Below are 25,917 nucleotides of genomic sequence, written 5' to 3'. Positions count from 1 at the left end.
CGAGCATCGTCGGCTCGATCGGTGTGCTGATGAACGGTTTCGGTTTCGTGGACACGATGAAAAAACTCGGCGTCGAGCGCCGTCTCATGACCTCGGGCGAGCACAAGGGCTTTCTCGATCCGTTCGGACCCGTCAAACCGGCCGAGGCAAAACACGCGCAGGAACTGCTCGACCAGATACACCGGCAGTTCATCGACACGGTGCGCCAGGGTCGTGGCAAATCGTTGAAGGAGACCCAGGACATGTATTCCGGTCTGTTCTGGACCGGTGACGACGCGATCAAGCTGGGACTCGTGGATGAGTTGGGTAGTGCCAGTTACGTGGCGCGCGAGGTGATCGGCGCGGAAGAGATTGTCGACTACACGTTCCGTGAGAACGTGTTCGACCGTTTTGCCCGGCGAATCGGCACGACCATGGCGCAGACGCTGGGCGCGGAAATTCTCGGCCGCGCGCCGCTACTGAAATAATTTAATTCACCGCAAAGACGCAAAGAGCGCAAAGAAAGGCATTCAAGAATAAAAACTGTTTTTGATTTTATTTTTGAATTTACCTTTGCGCTCTTTGCGGTGAAATTTCTTATATAATTTTCACGCCTTCGTTTTCGAGCATCCGCACCAGACGGATGAGCGGCAATCCGATCAGGGTGTTCGGATCGTCGCCTTCAAATTTTTCCAGCAACGCAATCCCCAGTCCTTCCGATCTGACGCTACCGGCGCAGGAGTAGGGTTGTTCCTTGCGCAGATAAGATTCGATCTGCGCGTCGCTGAGCATACGGAAGGTCACGCGATAGGGGATGACTTCGATCTGGACACGCCGGGTGTCGGCGTTGACGAGTGCCAGCCCTGTGTAAAGCGTGACGGCCCTGCCTGAAGCGGAACGCAGCTGTTCCACCGCCTTGTCATGGCTGTGCGGCTTGCCCACGATCGCGCCGTTGTACACGGCAACCTGATCCGAGCCGATCACGAGTGCGCCGGATTTCCCGTCCGCGATCTTCCTCGCCTTGTCGATGGACAGGCGCTCGACCATGGCCGAGGGTGTTTCGCCGGGGCGTGGCGCTTCGTCCACGTCGGGCGCGATGACCTCGAAGGGAATCTTCAGGCGCTCCAGCAGTTCGCGGCGATAAGGCGAGGATGAAGCAAGGATAAGTTTCATAAGAACTCATTCACCGCAAAGGCGCAACGGAAGGCATTAAAAAAATAAAACCGGTTTTAGTTCTATTTTAGATTTACCTTTGCGTCTTTGCGGTGAAAATTTTTATTCAATTTCAACTAACGCCTCGTCGGGGTTGACGCTGTCGCCCTTGGCGACATTCACGGCCTTGATCGTGCCCGCGACCGGTGCCGGCACTTCGTTTTCCATTTTCATCGCCTCGATCACCAGGACCGGGTCGCCGGCCTTCACCTTGGCGCCGGCCTTGACCAGGATGTCCACAATGGTGCCGGGCATGGAACTGGTGACATGACCTTCCCTGGATGCTTTCGGACGCTTCGAACCGCGCGACGCGCGACGCGTGTCGACCATGCCGGCCTCGGTCGGCACGGTCTCGGTGAGCGTCTCGATGAGAATCTGTTCCGGCACGCCGTCCACCGCCACGAAGAACGGGCGTTGCTCTTCGCTCTTGTGACCGGCGCCGGTGACGCGAATGTGATAGGTCTCGCCGTGCATCGTGATGTTGAAATCCGTCGGCGCGTAGGCGGGCAGACCGGCGGCCTCGGCGGATTTCGGCGGCTTGAGTTCCTCCGGTTTGAGCGTGCCGGCCGCGCGCTCTTCGAGGAACTTGCGTCCGATCTCGGGGAACATGGCGAAGGTCAGCACGTCTTCCTCGCTCTTGGCGAGCTCGCCGATTTCATCGCGCAGCCGATGCATTTCGGGCTTGAGCTTGTCCGCCGGACGGCAGGTGATGACCTCATCGCTGCCGATCGCCATGTTGCGCACGGTGTCGTTGATCTTGCCCGGCGCCTTGCCGTAACGGCCCTGGAGGTAGAGCTTCACCTCGTTGGTGATGCTTTTGTAGCGCTTGCCGGTGAGGACGTTGAGCACGGCCTGAGTGCCGACGATCTGTGACGTGGGCGTGACCAGCGGCGGGAAGCCGAGATCCTCGCGGACGCGCGGAATCTCAGCGAGCACCTCGTTCATGCGATTCAACGCGCCCTGTTCCTTGAGCTGGTTCGACAGGTTTGAGATCATGCCGCCCGGCACCTGGTTGATCATCACGCGGGTATCGATTTCGGCGTATTCGCTTTCAAACTGGTGATACTTTTTGCGCACCTCGCGGAAATAAAATCCGATTTCCTGCAACAGTTCCAGCTTCAATCCCGTGTCGTGGGGCGTTCCCTGAAAAGCCACCACCATGCTTTCCGTCGGCGAGTGACTGGTGCCCCAGGAGAGGGACGAGATCGCCGTGTCCACGTGGGTCGCGCCGTTCTCGACCGCGAGGTACATGCTGATGTTGGCCATGCCGACGGTGGTGTGCGAGTGGAACGCGAGCGGCACCTTGACCGCCTTGGACAGCGCCGAAAAAATTTCGACCGTGCGTGCCGGTGTGATCAGGCCGGCCATGTCCTTGATGGCGATGGACTGGCAGCCCATTTTCTCCATCTCCCGCGCCATCTCGACGAAATGTTCGGTGGTATGCACCGGGCTGGTGGTGTAGCAGATCGCGCCCTGGGCGTGCTTGCCGGCCTTGAGCACGGCCTTGACCGATACCGTGATATTGCGCATATCGTTCATGGCGTCGAAGATGCGGAACACGTCCACGCCACATTCGGCCGATTTTTTCACGAACGCTTCGACCACGTCGTCGGAGTAGTGGCGGTAACCGAGCAGGTTTTGGCCGCGCAGCAGCATCTGGATTGGCGTCTTGGGTAGCGCTTTTTTCAGCTTGCGCAGTCGCTCCCACGGGTCTTCCTTGAGGAAGCGCAGGCAGGAATCGAAGGTGGCACCGCCCCAGGCCTCGAGCGACCAGTAACCGGCCCTGTCGAGCTTCTCGCAGATCGGCAGCATGTCCTCGGTGCGCATGCGCGTGGCGAGCAGCGACTGGTGTGCGTCGCGCAACACCACTTCGGTGACCAGAACTTTCTTGGATGAGGACGCCATGGTTGCCTTTTGTCTCCTACAGACCGTGATGTGCCGCGATCGCCGCGGCTATGGCCACGGCCAGGTCGGCGGGCGGACGACGGACGGAATAGTTTAACAGTTCCGGGTGTTTTTCGATGAATCCGGTGTCGAATTTTCCCGCCCGGAATTCCGGCGTGGCGAGAATTTCCAGATAAAACGGCTTGGTGGTTTTAACGCCGTGCACGCCCATGTCGAGCAGCGCGCGCCGCGCGCGCGCCAGGGCCTTCTCCCAGGTGAGCGCCCAGACCGTGAGTTTGGCGCACATGGAATCGTAATGCCGCGGAAATTCATAGCCGGTGTAAATCGCAGCGTCGGTGCGCACGCCCGGGCCGCCGGGCGAATAGTAACGAGTGATGCGCCCGTAGCTCGGCAGGAAATCGTTTTTCGGGTCTTCGGCATTGATACGAAATTGAATCGCGTAGCCGCGGCGCTGGATGTCCTCCTGCCGGTAGGACATGGGCTGGCCTTCGGCGATACGGATCTGTTCCTGGACGATGTCCACGCCGGTGATCTGTTCCGTCACAGTGTGTTCCACCTGCAGGCGCGTGTTCATCTCCATGAAATAGAACCGGCCTTCCTGGTCAAACAGGAATTCGACAGTGCCGGCGTTCTCGTAGTTGACGCAGCGGGCGGCGCGCACGCCCAGTTCGCACACCGCGGTGCGCTGCTCCTCGGTGACCTGGGGCGAGGGTGCGATCTCGATCAGTTTCTGGTGGCGGCGCTGGATCGAGCAGTCGCGCTCGAACAGGTGAATCATGTTGCCGTGTTTGTCGCCGAGCACCTGCACTTCGATGTGGCGCGGGTTGATGATGGCTTTTTCCAGGAATACGTCGGCGCTGCCGAAAGCCTTGGTGGCCTCGGACACCACGCGCTCATAGGCGCGGCTCAGTTCGTCTTCGTTGTTGCAGCGGCGGATGCCGCGCCCGCCGCCGCCCGAGGTGGCCTTGAGCATCACCGGGTAACCGATTTTTTTGGCGATCTTTACCGCCTCGGCAACGTTTTTGAGATTACCCTCGCTGCCGGGCACCACCGGTACGCCGGCGGCGATCATGGCTTCACGCGCGGCGGTCTTGTCGCCCATGCGGCGGATGGCGTCCACGGTCGGGCCGATGTAGGTGATCCCGCGCCGCATGCAGACTTCGGTGAGTTGGGGGTTTTCCGACAGGAAGCCGTAGCCGGGATGCAGCGCGTCGCAGCCGGTGGCTACGGCCAGGTTCACGATGCGGTGGGCATTGAGATAGCCGCCGACCGGGTCCGGGCCGACGTTGTAGGCCTCGTCGGCTTTTTTGACGTGCAACGCATGCCGATCGGCATCGGTATAGATGGCGACTGATTTGATGCCCATTTCGGCGCAGGCGCGCACTATGCGTACCGCGATTTCACCGCGGTTGGCAACCAATATCTTTTTGATCAAGCTGAAAACTCCGCTGAACTGGCCCGGACACTCCCTCGGGGAATGCTGCCTTCTTTGTACGGAATGGGGCTGGCAGTGTCAACCACAACCGCCCGGCTTGCCGCGTCTAAAACCCTATTTTGACACAAGTTTGCCGCGAATATATGATGCGCCGCCTGTATCCGGCCGGCTGCCGTCGATTTCGCCCGGATGGGAGAGGTCAAGTACCCGCCCGGCGCCGGTTTCGCCGCGGGGAAAAGGCGTAGAGAGGGTATCATGTCGCCATCCTGGAAAGAGTCACACGGTCATCTACCGGCGACCATAGACCCGATCCAGCTGGCCGAGAGAGGCGCGCGCCTGACCGGCACGCTGCCGCTGAAGAGCATGCCGCGGCTGATGCAGACGTGTCTGGAAGGCTCTGAAGATGTCTACGTCGATCTGCTCTTCGAGCGCGGCGAGGGCGAGCAGGTTTTTCTCATGCATGGCAACCTGCGCGTACGATTGCACATGACCTGCCAGCGTTGCCTCGAAGGCATGGACCTGGACGTGGAGGCCGCACCCTGGTTGATGCTGATGCGGCCGGGAAACCGGCGTGACAGGCTCGACGACGAGCCCGACATTCTGGTGGTGGACAAGCCGCTGCTGTTGAGCGCGCTGGTCGAAGATGAATTGCTGCTGGCGTTGCCGATGGTGCCAACGCATGCGTTGAGTGAATGTCCGGCCGGGACTTACGTGAAGCAAAGGACGGCCGGCGGCGGAAACCCCGAGGGGAAAAAGAAAAATCCCTTTGCCGCTTTGGACGAATTGAAGAAAACGAGATAGTGCCGGTTATTTTACCTGACGAGGATTTACCATGGCCGTACAGAAAAGCCGAGTATCACCTTCCCGCCGCGGCATGCGCCGTTCGCACGACAAGCTGACGAAGTCGGCGCTTTCGGTTGACAAGACGAGCGGCGAGACGCATCGCCGGCATCAGGTCACTGCCGACGGATATTATCGCGGCCGTAAAGTGCTGGACACCAAACCGGAAAATTGAGGCGGCGGGTACCTGTTCGAAAAGTTGCTGACCTGAATTCCGTAATCGGGCTTCGTGGTGAGCCGTTTGCCGCCTCAATTTTCGAGCAATCATAAATTAATTTCATTATTGATCCGGCATGTTGATAATTCCATGAAAGCACCAGAATATTTTTTCGTGCATTTCTCCCTTCAACAAGGTTCATGCCGGATCAATAATGGCGGTTTGAACCGGAACCGTTCAGGGACTTGAGAACGTGATCACGATTGCCCTCGACGCCATGGGGGGCGATCACGGTGTCGGCGTCACCGTGCCCGCCGCCCTCAAGACACTACGCGACGAGCCGACGCTGAAGCTGACCTTGGTCGGTCAGCGCGATGCCATCGAAGCTGAATTGAAGCACCGTCACGCGGCCGAAGGTGAGCGCCTCGTCATCCATCATGCCTCGGAAGTGGTGGGCATGGACGAACCTCCGGCGCAGGCGCTGCGCGGCAAGAAAGACTCCTCCATGCGCGTGGCCATCAACCTCGTCAAGGAAGGCGCGGCCCAGGCCGCCGTCTCCGCTGGCAACACCGGGGCACTCATGGCGACCGCGCGTTTTGTTCTCAAGACCCTGCCCGGGATCGACCGTCCGGCGATCGTCACGATCCTGCCCACGATGCATGACCACGTGCATGTGCTGGACCTCGGCGCCAACGTGGACTGCACGCCGGAGCAACTTCTGCAGTTCGCCATCATGGGATCCATTCTGGTCGGCGCTGTCGAGGACAATCCGCGTCCGCGTGTCGCGTTGCTCAACATTGGCGCGGAAGACATCAAGGGCAACGAGATCGTCAAAAAGACCCACGAATTGCTGCGCGCAAGTTCGTTGAACTATTGCGGCTATGTCGAGGGCGATGAAATCTACACGGGCGACATGGACGTGATCGTGTGTGACGGTTTTGTCGGCAACGTGATGCTCAAGACGAGCGAGGGTCTGGCGCGCATGATCACGCATTTCATGAAGCAGGAATTCCGGCGAAACATCCTGACGCGACTTTCCGCCCTGGTGGCGATCCCGGTGTTGCACGCTTTCAAGAAGCGCGTGGACCCGCGCCGTTACAACGGCGCCACCTTCATCGGCCTGAACGGGATCGTGATCAAAAGCCACGGTGGAGCGGATATCCTGGCCTTCGAACATGCCATTCTCGAAGCGCTGGCGGAGGTAAGCCACAATGTGCCCGAGCGCATCGGGCGAGAACTGACCGCGATGGCGGCCAAGGGTGTAGTGGCATGAGGCGGCGGGCATGATCCATTCGCGCATCATCGGAACCGGCGGCTACCTGCCGGCCAAGGTGCTCACCAACCACGATCTCGAGAAGATGGTCGAGACGACGGATCAGTGGATTGTCGAGCGCACCGGCATCCGCGAGCGTCACATCGCGGCCGCGGGCGAAACCAGCGCCTCCATGGGCGAGCAGGCCGCGCGGCGTGCCATCGAGGCGGCTGGCATCAGCACCAAAGACATCGACCTTATCATCGTGGCGACCACCACGGCCGATCAGATATTTCCGAGCACCGCCTGTTTGCTTCAAGACCGCCTGAAAATACATGGTTGCCCGGCGTTTGATGTCCAGGCGGTATGCACGGGTTTCGTGTACGCGCTGGGGATCGCGGACAAATTCATCCGCACCGGTTCTGCCAGGCACGCCCTGGTCGTGGGCAGCGAAACCCTGTCGCGCATCACCGATTGGACCGACCGTGCCACCTGTGTATTGTTTGGCGACGGTGCCGGCGCCGTGGTGCTCGCGGCATCGAAGACCCCCGGCATCATTTCCACGCATCTGCATGCCGACGGCAAGTACAAGGACCTGCTCAGCGTTCCCGCCGGAATCTCTCGGGGCTATGACAAGGTCGTCAACGGCACGGCTTATATGAAGATGGAAGGCAACGAGGTGTTCAAAGTGGCGGTGAACACGCTCGGGCGCATTGTGGACGAAACGCTGGCGGCGAATCACATGAAGAAATCCGATATCCAGTGGCTCGTCCCGCATCAGGCCAACCACCGCATCATCGCGGCCACCGCGAAGAAACTTGGCATGTCCATGGATCATGTGGTGCAGACGGTGGAACGTCATGGCAATACCTCGGCGGCTTCTATCCCGCTGGCCTTCGACGAGGCGGTGCGCGACGGGCGCATCAAGGCCGGCGACACCGTACTGATGGAGGCTTTCGGCGGCGGTTTCACCTGGGGCTCGGTGTTGCTGAAGTACTAATTTTCAACCGCCAAGAACGCCAAGATTTTTGGCGGTTCAGAAAATCTTATTGAGAATAACATAATGAAACTTGGATTCGTTTTTCCCGGACAAGGTTCGCACTCGGTCGGCATGATGAACGCGCTGGCCGCCGAGTTTCCCGTCGTCAGGCAAACCTTCAGCGAAGCTTCGCAGGCGCTCGGCTACGACCTCTGGCAGGTGGTGGAGCAGGGACCGGAAGAAAAACTCAATCAAACCGAGGTAACCCAGCCGGCAATGCTGACCGCCGATATCGCCACCTGGCGCGCGTGGCTTGAGAGCAAAGGTCCGCTGCCACAGGTGATGGCCGGCCACAGCCTCGGCGAATATTCCGCGCTGGTGTGCGCCGAGGCGCTCGATTTTTCCGATGCCGTGAAACTGGTCGCGGATCGCGCACGCTTCATGCAAGAAGCAGTGCCGATCGGACAGGGTGGCATCGCCGCGATTCTGGGTCTGGACGACGATGCCGTGCGAAAACTTTGCGAGCAGGCAGCCCAGGGCGAGATTCTTGACGCGGTCAATTTCAATTCGCCGAATCAGGTGGTGATCGCCGGGGCCGCGGCGGCCGTGGCCCGCGCCGTGGAGCAGTCCAAGGCGGCCGGCGCCAAGCGTGCCGTGGTGCTGCCCATGAGCGTGCCGGCGCACAGCCGGCTCATGCACCCGGCGGCGCTGCGCATGGCCGAAAGGATCAAGACCGTGAATGTGCGTTCGCCGCGCGTGCCGGTCATTCACAACGTTCATCTGCGGGTTGAATCCGACCCGGAGGCGATTCGAAATGCGCTCGTACGCCAGATAGAATCGCCGGTGCGCTGGGTTGAGCTGATCCAGAAAATGGCCGCCGATGGCGTGGACCGGATGGTAGAATGCGGTCCGGGCAAGGTGCTCGCGGGCCTCAACAAGCGCATCGTCAAGACGTTCGAGACGCTGCCGGTGTACGATCCGGTGACACTGCGCACGGCGTTGTCGACGCTGACAAATTAGCAAAAAGGAAAACAGCATGATTCTGAAAGGCCAAATCGCCCTGGTCACGGGCGCCAGCCGCGGCATCGGGCAGGCGATCGCGCTCGAGCTGGGGCGGCAGGGAGCGCAGGTGTTTGGCACAGCGACATCGAACGATGGCGCGGAAAAAATCGGCCAGTATCTCAAGGACAACAAACTTGCCGGGCGAGGGATCGTGCTTGACGTGAACAGCACCGACTCCATCGCCGCGGCTCTGTCGGAACTGGAAAAATCCAGCGCCACACCGACCATTCTGGTCAACAATGCGGGCATCACGCGCGACAACCTGTTGCTGCGCATGACCGAAGAGGAGTGGGACGCGATTCTCGATACCAATCTCAAGTCGGTTTACCGGATGACCAAGGCCTGCCTGCGCGCCATGACCAAGGCGCGCTGGGGACGCATCATCAGCATCAGCTCGGTGGTGGGCGCGATGGGCAACGCCGGTCAGGTCAACTACGCCGCCGCCAAAGCCGGCCTGATCGGCTTCACCAAGGCGCTGGCGCGCGAGGTGGGTTCGCGCAATATCACGGTGAATGCCGTGGCCCCGGGCTTCATCGACACCGACATGACTCGGGCCCTGCCCGACGCGCAGAGGGAGGCGCTGCTCAAGCAGATTCCGCTGGGCCGGCTGGGCCGGGCCGAGGAGATCGCCCAGGCCGTGGCGTTCCTCGCCTCGCCACAGGCCGGTTATATTACTGGTACGACTTTGCACGTGAATGGCGGAATGTACATGAGTTAGGCGGGGTAGCCGCCGGCAGTCGCGCCCAAGGAAACAGGGCTCATTGCGGCTACCTGCGCCCATTGCCGAAAGAGCATTCGCCTCGGGCACTGGGCGCTATCCCCGCTGAAAACCATCGTTTGTCGATTGGCTGGACGATTTTAGGCAAATGGTGTTAACTATGCGCCCGCACGCGGGCAGTAAATCAATTTTGGAGGGAAAATCACCCATGAGCAGTGTAGAAGAGCGCGTCAAGAAAATCGTTGTGGAGCAGCTGGGAGTCAATGAAGGCGAGGTCAAGCCCGGGGCTTCCTTTGTGGATGATCTGGGCGCGGATTCCCTGGATACTGTGGAACTGGTGATGGCGCTGGAAGAGGAATTCGACTGCGAAATTCCCGACGACCAGGCGGAAAAGATCACCACGGTCCAGCAGGCTATTGATTACGTCAATTCCCGTCTGAACTGATTACTGATTATTGCGGCGGCGCGAATCCAATTATGCCCGTGGGTTGTTATTCCACCGGCCCGGAATGCCAGAAAGCCGTCAAGCCGCCGCAATAATCGAAAATCGTAATGAATTTTGTTATTGATCCGGCATGGCAGTGCCGTCACGGATGCCCGGTAACACCCGTCGCAGCCTGCCTTCATTCAAGCACGATAAAGCCGGGTCAATAACTGGAGGGGCCGTCATCCGCAAGGGGTGACGGCCTCTCGGTTTTATAAGCGCGGCGGAAACGCCGTGCCCACAATGAGGGATTCGTCTTTGAGCAAGCGACGCGTCGTCATCACCGGCCTCGGTATCGTTTCTCCCCTCGGCATCGGTGTCGCCGAAAACTGGCGCAACATTCTGGCCGGTAAAAGCGGTATTACCCGCATTACCCATTTCGATGCCACCGGTTATCCCTCGATGATTGCCGGCGAGGTCAAGAACTTCGACCCCGTTCAGTTCGGCATGACCGAGAAAGAAGCACGCCGCATGGACCGCTTCATCCAGCTCGGCATGGCGGCGGGCATCGAGGCGATCAAGGATTCCGGGATCGAGGTGACGGAAGCCAACGCCGAGCGCATCGGCGTGCACATCGGTTCCGGCATCGGCGGCGTCGGCACGATCGAGGACACCACGCTGATCATCAAGGAAAAAGGTTCGCGGCGGGTATCGCCATTTTACGTCCCCATGAGCATCATCAATATGATCTCGGGCGATCTGTCGGTGATGTACGGCCTCAAGGGTCCGAATCTCGCCATGGTCAGCGCCTGCGCTACCGCCACTCATGGCATCGGCGATGCCGGACGGCTGATAGAGTACGGCGATGCCGACGTCATGATCGCCGGCGGCGGCGAGGCCGCTGTCACGCCAACCGCTGTCGCCGGATTCGGCAACGCCAAGGCGCTGTCCACGCGCAACGACAGCCCGGAAGCCGCGAGCCGTCCGTGGGACAAGGACCGCGACGGTTTCGTGTTGAGCGAGGGCGCGGGCGTGGTGGTGCTCGAGGAATACGAGCATGCCAAGAAGCGCGGCGCAAAAATCTACTGCGAACTCGTTGGCTTCGGCATGAGCGGCGACGCCTATCACATGACCAGTCCGCCGGAGAACGGCGAGGGCGCGGCGCGTTGCATGCGCAACGCCCTGCGCAACGCCGGGCTCAACCCGGACCAGGTGCAGTACGTTAACGCCCACGGCACCTCGACGCAGCTCGGTGACCGCGCCGAATCGCTCGCCGCCAAGGCCGCCTTCGGCGCGCACGCGAAGAAAATCGCCATGAGCTCGACCAAGTCCATGACCGGCCACCTGCTCGGCGCGGCCGGCGGCGTCGAGGCGATTTATACCGCTCTCGCGGTGCGTGATCAGATTGCACCGCCGACGATCAACCTCATCACGCCCGATCCGGAATGCGATCTGGATTACGTTCCGGGTGTGGCGCGCAAGATGAAGATTGACGTGGCGATTTCCAATTCCTTCGGTTTCGGCGGCACCAACGGAACGCTGGTGTTCCGCAAGCTGGCGTGAATGCCAACCCGGCCCATACGCTAAACGCCTCCACACCGGGATATGTCTGCCGCCGTTTGGCGGCGATCCCCGATCTCAGCGCGCTTCACGCCCGATATCCCCAGCGCTATCCGCACCTGCTCGCGAGCGTCGCGCGCGGTACGCCGCGGGCGCGTTATGACATCCTGTTCGCGTTTCCCGGAGACTCCCTGACACTGGACGCGGACCATTGGCTGAGCCGAAACGGTCGATTGTTGGGCACCGGTGATTTCCTGGATGCTCTTGATCGTGAGTGGAGACAGCAATCCACTACAGTCGATCAGGGCGCTATACCGACGGATGCCGCGCCGCCTTTCACCGGCGGATGGTTTGTCTTTCTTGGCTACGAATTGGTGTCGCAGATCGAACCAACCGTAACCGGCATTCGGCATGATTCGGCATTTCCGGTGGCCTGTGCCACGCGCATCCCGGCCGCCATCATCATCGACCATCTCGAGCAGCATGCGCTGTTTGTGTGTGAGACCGAACGCGCCAGCGAAATTCTTCCGATGCTCGAGGCCGATACGCAAAGCCCAACGATAGTGAACGCCGAAGAGATCGCTATCGCGCAGGTTCATGAAGAAGAGCCTGCACGATTTCTGGAACATGTCCGACGGGTGCAGGACTACATCCGTGCGGGGGATGTCTTTCAGGTGAATCTCTCACGTAAGTGGCGAATTCCCCTGCGCGTCTCCGTCAATCCGATATCACTCTACCGTCGCTTGTGTGCGACGAATCCGGCGCCTTTTGCGGGCCTGATGACCCTGGGTAACGGGCGCGCCGTCATCAGTTCATCGCCGGAACGCCTGGTGGAAGTGCGCGGCCGAACCGTGCGCACACGACCCATTGCCGGTACGTATCCGCGCAGCCAGGATCCAGGAGAGGATGAAGCCCTGTCGCGGGACCTGCTGCGACATCCCAAGGAGCGCGCCGAGCACGTGATGCTCATTGATCTCGAGCGCAACGATCTCGGCCGTGTGTGCCGTACGGGTTCGATACAGGTGAAGGAATTCATGGCGCTCGAGTCCTACCGGCATGTGCATCACATCGTCTCCGAGGTCAACGGTGAATTACGCGATGACGTCACACCGGCGCAGGTGATACGCGCCGTGTTCCCCGGCGGAACCATCACCGGTTGCCCCAAGGTGCGTTGCATGCAGATCATCGCCGCGCTCGAACAGGCACCGCGTACCGCCTATACCGGGTCTATGGGCTATCTCAATCGCGACGGCAGTCTCGACATGAATATTCTGATCCGAACCCTCATCCAGAACGAAAACGAAATCAGCCTGCGCGCCGGCGCCGGCATCGTGGCCGATTCCATTCCGGAGCGGGAGCTGGCCGAGACCCGCGCCAAGGCGAAAGGCATGCTCGCGGCTTTGGGGCTTGCGGTATGAGCAGGGCGCAGGCGACCGCACAGTGCAAAACAGAGGTTTTTCTGGGAAAGCAATCGCCGTGCGGGATGCTGACGCCCGAGTGCGGTCGTTGGCGTCCGCTCCGCTGCCCGATCCCGCTTCGCGGGTCCCTCGGGCAACGCTTCGCGGCGCCCCCCACGCAGCAGTGGGGATGCGACCGGCGAAGACCGCAGGACGCCGACGGTACGGTGTGCCGGTCTTGTTCGGCTTCACGGAGGCGGGCGGGTATGAGCAGGGCGCAGGCGACCGCACAGTGCAGCGCACAGGCGCTTCTGAGGACGCAATCGTTGTTCAGGATGCAGGCACCCCGATCGCGGTGGTTGGCGTCCGCTTCGCTGCCCGATCCCGCTACGCGGGTCCCTCGGGCAACGCTCCGCGGCGCCCCCCGCGCGAAGCGCGGGGACGCAACCGTGGCGAATGTCGTCAGACGCCGACGGCATAGCGTGTTGGTCTGGCTCGGCTTCACGGAGGCGGAGTGAGCACAGCTCTAATTAACGGCGCGCCCAGAGAAAATATTTCGGTTCACGACCGCGGGTTTCAATACGGCGATGGCCTGTTCGAAACCATGGCGATTGTGAATGGCGCTCCGCTTATGTGGGGCAGGCACATGCAGCGGCTATTGCATGGTGCCGCCAGGCTAGGCATCCATGCGCCTTCCGAGAGTCTGTTGCGGGATGAAGCAGAGCAGCTCGGTCGTGGCGTTGAGCGTGCCGTGTTGAAAATTATTCTCACGCGCGGTGTTTCCGGACGCGGGTATGCGCCGGACAAGCAGGCGCAGCCGACACGTACCGTCAGTCTGTCGCCCTGGCCGGATTATCCAGCCGAACGGCGTACGCATGGCGTTGCCGCGCAGTTCTGCCGTACCATGATTTCGCGGAACCCGGCTACGGCAGGCGTCAAGCATCTCAATCGGATCGAGCAGGTGCTGGCACGCGCGGAACTGGAACAGGATTGCCGAGAAGGTCTGATGTGCAATGAATTCGGTCAGGTAATTGCAGGAACCATGACGAATCTGTTCATCGTGTCCCGGGACAGGCTGCTCACGCCGGATCTGTCGCACAGCGGTGTGGAAGGCGTCATGCGCGGGCTGGTGCTGGAACGGGCGGTGAAACTGTCGCTGGATGCACGCGTGATGGATATCAACAAGAGCGATGTTTTGCAGGCGGATGAAGTGTTTCTGACCAATAGCCTGATAGGTTTATGGCCGGTGCGTCGCATCGAAACGAAGGAATTTCCCTTGGGCAGGATAACGCAACGAGTTCAGGAGGCCATTGTCGATGCGTACGCGGCTGATTAGGCCGGCAATCGGCTTGCTGGTGGTGAGCGCCGTGGCCGCCGTTTATCTATTATGGTCGTGGAATCATTCACTTCAGCCCGGCATGGAGATTTATGCGGTCAAGCCAGGCATGACGCTGCGCGCCTTTGCACGCGAGCTGAGCAGCCGTGACGTGCTGCCGGAAAGCCATTCTTTCGTGTGGCTGGCGTATCTTACCGGGCATCAACGTGACTTGAAGACAGGGGAGTACCGGTTCCGCAACGGAATGACGGCAAGGGAATTGCTGGACCAGATCGTCGCGGGGCGTGTTGTTGAATATCCCCTCGTGCTGGTGGAGGGCTGGACCTTCCGGCAGTTTCTGGATGCGATCGAGGAGGCGCCCAAGCTTACGCGCACGCTCACTGGTTTGTCGCCACGCGCCATCATGGAAAGGCTGGGCCATCAAGGAGAGCATCCCGAGGGCCAGTTTTTCCCCGATACGTATTATTATTCCTCCGGCCAGACGGAACTCGCGATCCTGGCCAACGCCTATGACAAAATGCAGAAGCTGTTGCAGCAGGAATGGGAAAAGCGTGACAACAATCTCCCGTTCAAGGATCCCTACGAAGCACTGATACTGGCCTCGATCGTGGAAAAAGAAACCGGACGCGCCGATGAGCGCCGTATGATCGCCGGTGTCTTCGTCAACCGTTTGCGCCACGGCATGCGGCTGCAAACGGACCCGACCGTGATTTACGGCATGGGTGAGTCGTTCGACGGTAACCTGCGGCTTAAGGACCTCAGACGCGATACACCCTACAATACGTACACTCGTCACGGTCTGCCGCCCACGCCGGTGGCCATGCCTGGGAAGGAATCGTTACAGGCCGTGATGCATCCGGTGATTACCGGAGCCCTGTATTTTGTCGCTCGCGGCGATGGCAGCCACGATTTTTCCAGTACGCTGGAAGAACACAACAAGGCCGTGATCAAATACCAGCTGAAAGGAAAGCCGCGGACTTCGGTGACGCGCGACAAGACGTCCACTGCCATGACAAGCCGGTAAAATGTTATGCCACGAGGAATATTCATCACGCTGGAAGGTGGAGAGGGAGCCGGGAAGAGCACCAATGTGGCTTTCGTCAGGAATTGGCTGGAGCATGCGGGGCGCAAAGTCGTGGTGACGCGCGAACCCGGCGGCACCGAACTCGGTGAACGCGTCCGCGATATCCTGCTGCATGGCCGCGAGCTGCACACCTCCGCCGAAAGCGAAATGTTGTTGATGTTCGCAGCGCGCGCCGAGCACATCGCCCGCGTGATTCGTCCGGCACTGGACGCCGGCAAGATCGTGCTGTGCGATCGCTTTACCGATGCCACCTATGCCTACCAGGGCGGTGGCCGCGGCATTCCGGCGGCGCGGATAGCGGCGATCGAGAGCTGGGTGCAGGGCGATTTGCGGCCGGACCTGACGCTGCTCTTCGACGTCCCGGTGGAGGCCGGACGCCGACGCGCCGGACTGCGCAGCGAGCCCGACCGTTTCGAGCAGGAGAGCGATGAATTTTTTGCGCGCGTCCATGCGACCTATCTGGCGCGCGCGGCCCGCGAGCCAGAGCGCATGCGGGTGATTGACGCCAGCCAAAGTCTGGAGAAGGTGGAGCAGCAACTCGGTAGCGTGCTGCAGGAGGTGGTGGGTGGCCGCTGATAATTTCTCGGCGAGCAGCATCTCAGCGATGCCCGAACGATATCCCTGGAATGAGGACTTGTGGTCCACCCTGACCCAGCAGTTCGAACGCCTGCCGCATGCCCTGCTGTTGCACGGGCGCCCCGGTCTCGGCAAGCATGCCTTTGCCGTTCATCTGGCTCAGTCTCTATTATGTGCCCGGCCCGAGGCGGGCGTTGCCTGTAGCATGTGTCAATCGTGCCAGTTGTTCATCGCCGGTACTCATCCCGACATGCTTGTGCTTCAGCCAGAAGCCATTGCGGAATCAGCCGAGGACCTTGGGGGTCAATATGCGGCTCGGTATCCGGCGAGTGACAAAAAACGCGAGCGTGTCAGCGCCGATATCACGATTTATCAGATTCGTTGCCTGATTGAGGACGCCCAGACCCGCCCGTTTGTCGGTAACCGGAAAGTTGTTCTATTGAGCCCTGCCGAAGCCATGAATATCAGCGCCGCGAACAGTCTGCTGAAGCTGCTGGAAGAGCCGCCTCTTGGCAGCATGCTGCTCCTGGTGACTAGTCATCCGGCCCGGCTCCCAGCCACCATTCGCAGCCGTTGTAGCCATATCTTATTTAAGTCGCCTTCCCGCAGTGCCGGCTTGGCCTGGCTCCAGTCGCACAGCGACGGTAAAGCAGAGTCCGCCGCCGGCCTTTTGGAAATGGCGGGGGGCGCTCCGCTGTTGGCGAAATCGCTAATAGAGGAGGGGTTCCCTGAAATCCGCGCCGGATTGCTTAAGGATCTGGATAACCTGAGATCAGGACGTGAAGAGCCTGTCGCCTGTGCGGCTCGATGGAAGGGCGTGGGGGCCAAACATTGCCTGGGTTTGCTTCACGGATTCGTGTCCGATTTGATCAAGGCAGGCTTGGGGGTATCCGGCCCGGCTCTGGCCAACTCCGAAGCCACTTTGCTTCCAGGTGGCAATAAATATAAATATAAACTCAGCGAGTTATATAAATTTATTGATGTTATTTCTGATTATTACAGGCTTTTGCGCGGCCCCCTCGATGAGCTTTTGATGTTAGAAGATGTTTTGATACGCTGGGTCCGACTGAGCCGTCTACAATAAAGTAAGCATCAACCGCATATGAACGACAAAACCATTCCACCCATGCCCACCGGTGCCACCAAGCCGATGAAACCTACCCCCATTGCGGCCGCCCGGCCCGGGGTGTTGTCACTGACCATCAAGGACAAAAACGCCCTCTATGCCGCCTACATGCCATTTGTGAAGGGCGGGGGGATTTTCGTTCCCAGTGGTCGGACGTATAAGCTCGGGGAAGAGGTGTTCATGTTGCTGACGCTCATGGACAGCAAAGAAAAAATTCCGGTTGCTGGACACGTGATCTGGGTCACACCGCCCGGTGCCCAGGGCAGCCGGACTTCCGGCATCGGCATCCAGTTCAGCGAGAAGGACTCGGGCATCGCGCGCCACAAGATCGAAGGCATCCTGGCCGGTTCGCTTAACTCCGACCGGCTCACGCACACGATGTAACGTGACGCCACTCGTCGACTCCCACTGTCATCTTAATTTCGAACCTCTAAACGCCGGCTTGGATGATGTTTTCCAGCGCGCCCGGGACAACGGGGTCGGCCATATGCTGTGCGTATCGGTCACGCTGGAAACCTTTCCCGAAATACACGCGCTCGCGTACGATCATCCGCACGTGTTTGCTTCCGCCGGCGTGCATCCCAACGAAACCGAGGGGCGTGAGCCCACGGTCGATGATCTGGTTGGCCTGGCAAAAGATGAACGAGTGGTGGCGATCGGTGAAACCGGATTGGATTACTATCGCAGTCACGGCGACATGGCCTGGCAGCAGGAGCGGTTCCGCCGCCACATTCGCGCCGCAAAGCAATCCGGCAAGCCGCTGATCATCCACACCCGCGAAGCCGCCGACGATACCTTGCGCATCATGCGTGAGGAACGCGCGGCTGACATTGGCGGCGTGATGCACTGCTTCACGGAAAGCTGGGAGGTCGCGCGTGCCGCGCTCGATCTGAATTTCCATATTTCCTTTTCCGGGATCATTACTTTCCGCAACGCCGAAGCCCTGCGCGAAGTCGCAAGACAAGTTCCGGAAGACCGGTTGCTGATCGAGACCGACGCACCTTACCTGGCACCGGTGCCGTTTCGCGGCAAGACCAACGAACCGGCTTTCGTGCGCCACGTCGCGGAATGCGTGGCCAATGTGCGTCAGTCCGACATGGATTCCATCGCCGATGTAACCACGCGCAATTTCTTCTCTTTGTTCCGTCACGCCGTACCAGTCAGCACGAGCGACGCCGTTTAAGGAAAGATTCTCCACCGCCTTTACTGTGTGCCGCGATTTGCTCGGCACGGCGTAATCCGTTACATTGGTTCGGCGATACGATGCCGACGAAACCGCGGCGTCGTTAAGGAGATCCTGCATGGCGACCACTCACGCCGGCGATGGCAAGCAAGTTCTATACGGAGTCAGCCAGCTCACCGACCACGACGTCTATCTGTTCCGTCAGGGACGGCACTCCCGTCTGTACGAGAAACTCGGCGCGCATGTGATGAGCGTGAAGAACGTCACTGGCGTGCATTTCGCCGTGTGGGCGCCGAACGCGCGCGCGGTTTCGGTGGTCGGTGATTTCAACGGTTGGCGTCCGGGCTCGCATCCACTGTATTCGCGCAAGGACGGCTGCGGCATCTGGGAGGGTTTCATTCCCGGTGTCGTGGCGGGCGCGCATTACAAATACCACCTGACGTCGCAAAACGGAAAATACCACGTCGAGAAAGCCGACCCATTCGCCGTTCGCACCGAAACGCCGCCGCGCACGGCGTCGGTAGTATGGAGCCTCGACTACAAGTGGGGGGATGATCAATGGATGCGGACACGCAGCGAGGCGAACGCGCTCAACGCACCGATGTCGATCTACGAAGCGCATCTCGGATCGTGGCGGCGTGTGCCGGAGGAGGACAACCGTTCCCTTAATTATCGCGAACTCGCCGTACAGTTAACGGATTATGTTCGCGACATGAATTTTACGCATGTCGAGTTGATGCCGATAACGGAACATCCTTTCTACGGATCCTGGGGTTACCAGACCACGGGTTACTTCGCGCCAACCGCGCGCAACGGCACGCCGCAGGATTGCATGCACCTGGTCGATTGTCTGCACCAGAATAATGTGGGTGTGATTCTCGACTGGGTGCCGTCACATTTTCCGACGGATGAACACGGGCTTGTATATTTCGACGGAACCTATCTGTTCGAACACGCCGATCCCAAGCTGGGTTATCACCCGGAATGGAATTCGAGCATTTTCAATTACGGACGCCACGAAGTACGCTCGATCCTGACCTCCAGTGCGCTGTTCTGGCTCGACAAGTACCATGCCGACGGTCTGCGCGTGGATGCCGTGGCTTCCATGCTGTATCTCGATTACGCGCGCGAGGCTGGCGAGTGGATTCCCAACGAATACGGCGGCAGAGAGAATATCCAGGCCGTCCAGTTTCTGCGCGATCTGAATGAAGCCGTTTACCGCGATTTCCCGGGCGCGCAAACCATCGCCGAGGAGTCCACGGCCTGGCCCATGGTATCGCGCCCAACCTATCTCGGTGGACTGGGGTTTGGCCTGAAATGGAACATGGGTTGGATGCACGACACGCTCAACTATTTTGCACTCGATCCGATCTATCGGAAGTATCATCACGATCAACTGACCTTCAGCATCTGGTATGCGTTTCACGAGAACTTCTTATTGCCGTTCTCCCATGATGAAGTGGTGCACGGAAAGGGTTCGCTGCTCGGCAAGATGCCGGGAGACAATTGGCAAAAGTTTGCCAATCTGCGCCTGCTGTTCGGCTACATGTACGGTCACCCCGGCAAAAAGCTGTTGTTCATGGGCGGTGAGTTCGGACAGTGGCGCGAATGGAATCATGATCAGAGCCTCGACTGGCATCTGCTCGAGCACGCTCCGCATCAGGGGATACAACGCTGGATGCAGGACCTCAATCACCTCTATCGCGCCGAGCCCGCGCTGTTTACACGTGATTTTGACATGAGCGGTTTTGAATGGGCGGACCTGCATGATTGGGAGCACAGCATCATCAGTTTCTATCGAAAGGGCGCGAACCCGGACGACATTATTCTGGTGGTCTGTAACTTCACCCCGGTGCCGCAAGCCAATTATCGCGTGGGCGTGTCGCGTGGCGGTTTCTGGAGCGAGGTACTTAATAGTGATGCGGTTACCTATGGCGGCAGCGGCCAGGGCAATCTGGGCGGCGTGGAGGCAGCGCCGGTTCCGGCACACGGCCGGTATTACTCCCTTTTGTTGACCTTGCCCCCGCTGGGTGTGATTTATCTCAAAGCGCCGCGTGCGCCGACTCACTGAGCGACGCGGCCATGGCCAAAACCCGAGCACCCGATGCGTTGATATCCACCGACGGAAGATGCCGCGCGGTGATCGAGAATGTGCGGCCGGAAGTGGACAACGGTCGCTATCCCGTCCAACGCGCCGTGGGCGAGCCGGTGACGGTCGAGGCGGACGTGTTCGTGGACGGACACGACAGGCTTACCAGCCTCCTGCTTTACCGACGCGAGGCGGATCGCGAATGGTCCGAGGTTCCCATGGTTCCGCTCGGCAACGATCGTTGGCGCGCGACCTTCCAGGCGACCGAGGTCGGTCGTTATCGTTATACGGTCATGGCCTGGGTCAATCACTTCCGGTCCTGGTGCCATGACCTGGCGCGGCGACCCGATACCGACCCAGACATGAAAATGGTATTCCTTGCCGGGGCCGAACTCATCGCCCAAACCGCTGCGAATACCACCGGTCGTGACGTGGAACGCCTGACGGCGATCGCGCGGACCCTGAGCGGCGCCATCACCGTGGCGGAAAAACGCCGCGTCGCGTTGGAGGAAGAGACGGCAAAACTGATGGACCGCCACGCCAAGCGTCGTTTTGCCACACGCTACGAGAAGGAGCTGGTTCTGGCGGTGGACCGCGAGCGCGCCCGATTCAGCACCTGGTACGAATTCTTTCCACGCTCCTGCTCTGGCGACGGGCACGGAAGTTTCCTCGACTGCGAGGCGCGCCTGCGTTACGTCGCCGCCATGGGGTTCGACGTGGTTTACTTGCCCCCGATCCATCCCATCGGCCAGTCCTTCCGGAAGGGTTCCAATAATACGCTGACCGCCAATCCCGGGGATGTCGGCAGCCCGTGGGCGATTGGCGCGAAGGAGGGTGGGCACAAGGCGGTGCATCCCGAACTTGGCACGCTCGAGGATTTTCGCTGGTTCGTGGTTAAGGCCGGGGAACACGGTCTGGAAGTTGCCCTGGACATCGCCTTTCAGTGCTCACCGGATCATCCGTACGTCCGCGAACACCCGGAATGGTTTCGCCGGCGCGCGGATGGCAGCGTGCAATACGCCGAGAACCCGCCCAAGAAATACCAGGATATCTATCCTTTCGACTTTGAAATCGAATCCTGGCAGGAGCTGTGGCACGAGCTCAAGAATGTCGTGGAATTCTGGATCGAGCAGGGCGTGCGCATCTTCCGCGTGGACAATCCGCACACTAAACCGTTCGCGTTCTGGGAATGGCTGATCGGCGAGATCAAGCGCGCCCATCCCGATGTACTATTCCTGTCGGAAGCGTTCACCCGGCCCAAGGTCATGCATCGCCTGTCCAAACTCGGGTTCACGTATTCCTATACCTATTTCACGTGGCGCAATACCAAGCGCGAGCTCACTGATTATTTCACCGAACTGACCCGGCTCGAGGGCCGTGATTATTTCCGTCCGCACGTTTGGCCCAACACGCCCGATATCCTCAATGAGTATCTGCAGTTCGGCGGCCGTCCGGCATTCATGGTGCGTCTGGTGCTGGCCGCGACGCTGGCGGCGAACTACGGCATCTACGGTCCGGCATTCGAGCTGGCCGAGGGCCGGCCGCGCGAGCCCGGCAGCGAGGAATACCTGGATTCGGAAAAATACCAATTGCGCCAATGGGACCTGGATCGGCCCGACAGTCTGCGCGATTTCATCGCGCGCGTGAACCGCATCCGGCGCGAAAACCCGGCGTTGCAGTACGACTGGAACCTGCATTTTCACGCCGTCGACAACGACAAGCTGATCTGCTACAGCAAGGCCAGCGAAGACCGGAACGACATCATTCTGGTGGTGGTCAACCTGGACCCACATCATCGCCAGTCCGGATGGGTCGAGGTGCCGCTCGACGCCTTGGACATACACGGCGGGCAGTCGTACCAGATGCATGACCTACTGACCGACGCGCGATTTCTCTGGAACGGCCCGCGCAACTACATCGAGCTCGACCCGCTCGAGGCGCCGGCGCATATCTTCCGCTTGCGGCGGCGCGTGCGCTCGGAGCATGATTTCGATTACTTCATGTAAACGCAACGGCCATGGACCAGAAGCTTAAAGAGCATTTGACGGTGCTGGTCGACGATCCGCTCTGGTACAAGGACGCCGTTATCTACGAGCTTCATGTCAAGGCGTTCTTCGACAGCAACAATGACGGCGTCGGCGATTTCCCCGGACTAACCTCCAAGCTCGATTATCTCCAGGAACTCGGCGTCAATACGCTCTGGGTGTTGCCGTTCTATCCTTCGCCGATGCTCGACGACGGCTACGATATCTCCGACTACCGCAACATCCACCCGGACTACGGCACGCGCAAGGATTTTACGACCTTCGTGCGCGCGGCGCACGAACGCGGGCTGCGGGTCATCACCGAACTCGTGATCAACCACACCTCCGACCAGCACCCTTGGTTTCAGGCGGCGCGGCGCGCCCCGCCGGATTCCCCGAAGCGAAATTTCTATGTCTGGAGCGACACCGCCAAGAAATTTCCCGAGACGCGCGTGATCTTCACCGATACCGAGAAGTCCAACTGGACCTGGGACGACGTGGCCAAGGCCTACTACTGGCACCGGTTCTTCTCGCATCAACCGGACCTCAACCACAACAACCCGCAGGTGGTGAAGGCCGTTACCCGCGTGATGCAGTTGTGGCTGGATCAGGGTGTGGATGGCCTGCGCCTCGACGCGATTCCCTATCTGTGCGTGCGCGAGGGCACCAGCAACGAGAACCTGCCCGAAACTCACGCCGTGATCAAACAGATGCGTGCAGTCATCGACAATCATTACAGTAACCGCATGTTTCTGGCCGAGGCCAATCAATGGCCGGAGGACGTGCGCGACTATTTCGGCTACGGCGATGAGTGCCACATGGCTTACCATTTCCCGCTGATGCCGCGCATGTACATGGCTATTGCGCAGGAGGACCGGCATCCCATCACCGAGATCATGCAGCAGACGCCGGATATCCCCGCGAACTGCCAGTGGGCGATTTTCCTGCGCAACCACGACGAACTGACGCTGGAGATGGTGACGAGCAGGGAGCGTGACTACATGTATCAGATGTACGCCGCCGACCCGCGTTCCCGGTTGAACCTGGGGATACGCCGCCGCCTGGCGCCGCTGATGGACAACGATTTCGACAAGATCCGCCTGATGAACAGCCTGCTGCTGTCCATGCCCGGCTCGCCGATCATTTATTACGGCGACGAGATCGGTATGGGCGACAACATTTATCTGGGCGATCGCAACGGCGTGCGCACTCCCATGCAATGGAGTCCGGACCGCAACGCGGGTTTTTCACACGCCGATCCCCAGCGTCTGTATCTGCCGCCGATCATGGATCCGGTGTACGGGTTCGAGGCGGTCAACGTGGAATCCCAATCGCGCGATCCCTCGTCGCTGCTCAACTGGATGAAACGTCTGCTCGCCGTGCGCAAGAGCAGCAAGTCCTTCGGGCGCGGCACGCTGGAGTTCCTACAGCCTGGCAACCGCAAGATACTCGTCTATCTGCGCAAACATGGGGAGGAGACCATTCTTTGTGTCGCCAACCTTTCGCGAACGGCGCAACCGGTGGAGCTGGACCTTTCCCGCTACAAGGGTTGCGTGCCCATTGAGCTGTTGGGGCGGACGGCTTTTCCTCCCATCGGCGATCTTCCCTATCTGCTCACACTGCATGGGCATGGCTTCTACTGGTTTCGACTGGCCAAGGGCGAGGAGGTGCCGTCGTGGCACGAGGAGCGTTTGCCGCGCGAGGAACCTCCGCTACTGGTGTTGTTCGACGGTTGGCGCAGTTTCTTCCGTGATCGAGTGGTGCCATGGCGCATCGCTATGGCGGAGAAGGTGCGGGCGCAATTTGAGGAGGAGGCGCTGCCACGTTTCATATCGACCCAGCGCTGGTATGCGGCCAAGGGCGAGCCGGTGCGACGCGCGGCGCTCATGGAACATGCGGAGTGGAGCGAGGACCTCGCCAACTGGTTCATGGCGCTGTTCAAGGTAGAGAGCGCCGCGGGCGAACCCTCGATATATTTTCTGCCTCTTTCGCTGGTGTGGGAGAACGATCCCGAGGAGCGCCAGCGTGGCCTGATGCCCGTTACCGTAGCCCGGGTGCGCCAGCAAGCGCGCGCCGGTTTCCTGGGAGACGCTTTTGCCGATGAGATGTTTTGCCGTGCCGTGGTGCAGGCGATCGGATCGTCCCGGGAATTGACGGGCACATCAGGGACCATCAGGTTTATACCGACGAGCGTCTTTCAGGATCTGGCCGGCGGGTCGGTGGCGGAGCTTTCAATACGGCAGCCCGGCGCCCAGGGCAGCAACACCGCCGTCATCATCGGTGACCGCCTGTTCCTTAAAGGCTATCGCCGCCTGCATACCGGCGTGAATCCGGAAGTTGAAATCGGCCGATTCCTCACCGAGGTGGCGCATTTTCCCAACATTGTCCCTGTTGCCGGAGCGGTTGAATATGTGGCGAATGACGGAGCCAACATGAGGCTCGCCGTGCTTCAAGGGTATGTTGAAAACCAGGGAGATGGATGGAGTTACACGCAGAATTACCTCGAGCGTTATCTGGAGCAGCATCGCGTGCCGACCGAAACACCCACGTCGCCGAGCGAAGCCCATGGCGGTTATCTTGTCTTGGTGCAGATGCTTGGTCGGCGCACGGCTGAACTGCACAAGGCGCTGAATATCGTTACAGGAGACCCGGCGTTTGACCCCGAAAATCTCGAGTCACACGATACGACAACATGGATGAAGCAGGTACGCGACGAGGCGGAAGCCACTCTGGACATGCTGCAGCAACGGCTGGATGCGCTACCGGACGCGGCACGCGCCGACGGGGAATCGCTGCTTGCGCAACGCAAGACGGTTCTCAAGCGAATTGAAGAAAGCACACCCGCGCACATGAAAGCCGTCAAAACGCGTTACCACGGAGATTATCATCTGGGCCAGGTGCTGCTCAAGCAGAACGATTTCATCATCATCGATTTTGAAGGCGAGCCGGCACGACCGTTGGCGGAGCGCCGTCACAAGCATTCACCGCTCAAAGACGTGGCGGGTATGTTGCGTTCTTTCAATTATGCCGCCTACACCGCCTTGTTCCGTTTTTTCTCCGAACGGCCCGAAGGCTCCCCTGCCATCGAATCGCTAGCGCGGGAGTGGGAGGCGGAAGTCACGAGCGCTTTCCTCCGGTCATATGAACAGCATGTGCGAGATTCCGGTCTGTACGCTGTCTGGGACGAAGCGCGTGTGTTGCTTGATTTATTTATGCTTGAAAAGGCCTTCTACGAACTACGCTACGAGCTGAATAACCGTCCGCTGTGGGTGCCCATTCCGTTGCGGGGAATTCTGGAGCTTATCGGATGAAATCGCGTAGCATTCACAGGCTATGAACACTCCGGGTGGATAACACGGGTGGATCGGTGCATGGTCGTTCGATATTAATTTTCGACAGACGGCGTAAAAGGAGGAAGTCATGGAACAGGTAAATCTGGCATTGGAGCCGCTTCGGGCCTTTCTCATGCAACTGGGGGTGTTTTTACCGAAGCTGATTCTGGCGATTATTATCATCATCGCCGGTTGGTTGCTGGCGAAGTTTCTGAAACTCCTGGTCATCAAGGGTTTGCAGGTTGTA

At 59.8% G+C, this 25,917-nt stretch carries 23 protein-coding genes; 20 read left to right on the top strand and 3 right to left on the bottom strand.

Annotation, left to right across the window (positions count from 1 at the left end; translation table 11 throughout):
- Positions 1 to 467 (top strand): S49 family peptidase (locus tag WB402_RS06500; protein ID WP_424206119.1); only part of this gene is annotated, 467 nt, incomplete at its 5' end.
- A 109-nt stretch (positions 468 to 576) separates the two neighbouring features.
- On the opposite strand, the gene WB402_RS06495 is transcribed toward WB402_RS06500, so the two are convergent.
- The 3 genes from WB402_RS06495 to WB402_RS06485 all read right to left on the bottom strand — a co-directional run bounded on the left by WB402_RS06495 (position 577) and on the right by WB402_RS06485 (position 4,531).
- Positions 577 to 1,152, bottom strand: a complete 576-nt coding sequence (locus tag WB402_RS06495) for a Maf family protein (protein ID WP_424206117.1) — start codon at positions 1,150 to 1,152, stop codon at positions 577 to 579.
- Between the two features lie 102 nt (positions 1,153 to 1,254).
- Positions 1,255 to 3,096, bottom strand: coding sequence for a sodium-extruding oxaloacetate decarboxylase subunit alpha (oadA, locus tag WB402_RS06490; protein ID WP_424206115.1), 1,842 nt, complete (start codon positions 3,094 to 3,096; stop codon positions 1,255 to 1,257).
- Positions 3,097 to 3,112: 16 nt separating this feature from the next.
- Positions 3,113 to 4,531, bottom strand: a complete 1,419-nt coding sequence (locus WB402_RS06485; protein WP_424206113.1) for an acetyl-CoA carboxylase biotin carboxylase subunit — start codon at positions 4,529 to 4,531, stop codon at positions 3,113 to 3,115.
- Between the two features lie 255 nt (positions 4,532 to 4,786).
- On the opposite strand from WB402_RS06485, the gene WB402_RS06480 reads away from it, so the two are divergent.
- The 19 genes from WB402_RS06480 to WB402_RS06390 form a co-directional block, all read left to right on the top strand.
- Positions 4,787 to 5,332, top strand: a complete 546-nt coding sequence (locus tag WB402_RS06480) for a YceD family protein (RefSeq protein WP_424206111.1) — start codon at positions 4,787 to 4,789, stop codon at positions 5,330 to 5,332.
- A 31-nt stretch (positions 5,333 to 5,363) separates the two neighbouring features.
- Complete coding sequence (gene rpmF / locus WB402_RS06475; protein WP_424206109.1) at positions 5,364 to 5,546, top strand: 50S ribosomal protein L32; 183 nt, start codon at positions 5,364 to 5,366, stop codon at positions 5,544 to 5,546.
- 235 nt (positions 5,547 to 5,781) lie between these two features.
- Positions 5,782 to 6,801, top strand: a complete 1,020-nt coding sequence (gene plsX, locus WB402_RS06470) for a phosphate acyltransferase PlsX (RefSeq protein ID WP_424206107.1) — start codon at positions 5,782 to 5,784, stop codon at positions 6,799 to 6,801.
- Between the two features lie 10 nt (positions 6,802 to 6,811).
- Entirely contained in the window at positions 6,812 to 7,780 is a 969-nt protein-coding gene (locus WB402_RS06465) for a beta-ketoacyl-ACP synthase III (RefSeq protein WP_424206105.1), read from the top strand.
- 63 nt (positions 7,781 to 7,843) lie between these two features.
- Positions 7,844 to 8,779, top strand: a complete 936-nt coding sequence (gene fabD, locus WB402_RS06460) for an ACP S-malonyltransferase (RefSeq protein WP_424206103.1) — start codon at positions 7,844 to 7,846, stop codon at positions 8,777 to 8,779.
- A gap of 16 nt (positions 8,780 to 8,795) precedes the next feature.
- A complete protein-coding gene (gene fabG / locus WB402_RS06455) occupies positions 8,796 to 9,539 on the top strand; it encodes a 3-oxoacyl-ACP reductase FabG (RefSeq protein ID WP_424206101.1) in 744 nt (247 codons plus the stop codon).
- A 208-nt stretch (positions 9,540 to 9,747) separates the two neighbouring features.
- Positions 9,748 to 9,984 carry an acyl carrier protein gene (gene acpP / locus WB402_RS06450; protein WP_372523753.1) on the top strand — a complete coding sequence of 79 codons (237 nt, stop codon included), beginning with the start codon at positions 9,748 to 9,750 and terminating at the stop codon, positions 9,982 to 9,984.
- Positions 9,985 to 10,281: 297 nt separating this feature from the next.
- Positions 10,282 to 11,526, top strand: a complete 1,245-nt coding sequence (gene fabF, locus WB402_RS06445; protein WP_424206098.1) for a beta-ketoacyl-ACP synthase II — start codon at positions 10,282 to 10,284, stop codon at positions 11,524 to 11,526.
- Entirely contained in the window at positions 11,523 to 12,941 is a 1,419-nt protein-coding gene (locus tag WB402_RS06440) for an aminodeoxychorismate synthase component I (RefSeq protein WP_424206097.1), read from the top strand. Before fabF ends, WB402_RS06440 begins: the two co-directional genes overlap by 4 nt.
- A 493-nt stretch (positions 12,942 to 13,434) precedes the next feature.
- Entirely contained in the window at positions 13,435 to 14,256 is an 822-nt protein-coding gene (pabC, locus tag WB402_RS06435) for an aminodeoxychorismate lyase (RefSeq protein WP_424206095.1), read from the top strand.
- Complete coding sequence (mltG, locus tag WB402_RS06430; RefSeq protein ID WP_424206093.1) at positions 14,237 to 15,280, top strand: endolytic transglycosylase MltG; 1,044 nt, start codon at positions 14,237 to 14,239, stop codon at positions 15,278 to 15,280. The genes pabC and mltG overlap by 20 nt, the downstream gene beginning before the upstream one ends.
- Positions 15,281 to 15,286: 6 nt before the next feature.
- Positions 15,287 to 15,916 carry a dTMP kinase gene (gene tmk / locus WB402_RS06425; RefSeq protein WP_424206092.1) on the top strand — a complete coding sequence of 210 codons (630 nt, stop codon included), beginning with the start codon at positions 15,287 to 15,289 and terminating at the stop codon, positions 15,914 to 15,916.
- Positions 15,906 to 17,000: a DNA polymerase III subunit delta' gene (gene holB, locus WB402_RS06420; RefSeq protein WP_424206091.1), complete on the top strand. Its 1,095-nt coding sequence runs from the start codon at positions 15,906 to 15,908 to the stop codon at positions 16,998 to 17,000. The genes tmk and holB overlap by 11 nt, the downstream gene beginning before the upstream one ends.
- Positions 17,001 to 17,066: 66 nt before the next feature.
- A complete protein-coding gene (locus tag WB402_RS06415) occupies positions 17,067 to 17,426 on the top strand; it encodes a PilZ domain-containing protein (RefSeq protein ID WP_424206123.1) in 360 nt (119 codons plus the stop codon).
- 1 nt (position 17,427) lies between these two features.
- Positions 17,428 to 18,225 (top strand): TatD family hydrolase, encoded by a 798-nt coding sequence (locus WB402_RS06410; protein WP_424206090.1) that lies wholly within the window; start codon positions 17,428 to 17,430, stop codon positions 18,223 to 18,225.
- 118 nt (positions 18,226 to 18,343) lie between these two features.
- Entirely contained in the window at positions 18,344 to 20,296 is a 1,953-nt protein-coding gene (gene glgB, locus WB402_RS06405; RefSeq protein WP_424206089.1) for a 1,4-alpha-glucan branching protein GlgB, read from the top strand.
- Between the two features lie 11 nt (positions 20,297 to 20,307).
- Positions 20,308 to 22,320, top strand: a complete 2,013-nt coding sequence (locus WB402_RS06400; RefSeq protein ID WP_424206088.1) for a maltotransferase domain-containing protein — start codon at positions 20,308 to 20,310, stop codon at positions 22,318 to 22,320.
- Between the two features lie 11 nt (positions 22,321 to 22,331).
- Complete coding sequence (gene treS, locus WB402_RS06395) at positions 22,332 to 25,649, top strand: maltose alpha-D-glucosyltransferase (RefSeq protein ID WP_424206087.1); 3,318 nt, start codon at positions 22,332 to 22,334, stop codon at positions 25,647 to 25,649.
- A gap of 109 nt (positions 25,650 to 25,758) precedes the next feature.
- A partial coding sequence (locus WB402_RS06390; RefSeq protein WP_424206121.1) for a mechanosensitive ion channel family protein occupies positions 25,759 to 25,917 on the top strand: 159 nt, incomplete at its 3' end.

It is taken from the genome of Sulfuricaulis sp. (assembly GCF_049587675.1).
Taxonomy (GTDB): domain Bacteria; phylum Pseudomonadota; class Gammaproteobacteria; order Acidiferrobacterales; family Sulfurifustaceae; genus Sulfuricaulis.
The sequence above is the reverse complement of the archived record's forward strand: the minus strand, read 5'-3'. Positions and strand labels throughout refer to the sequence as shown.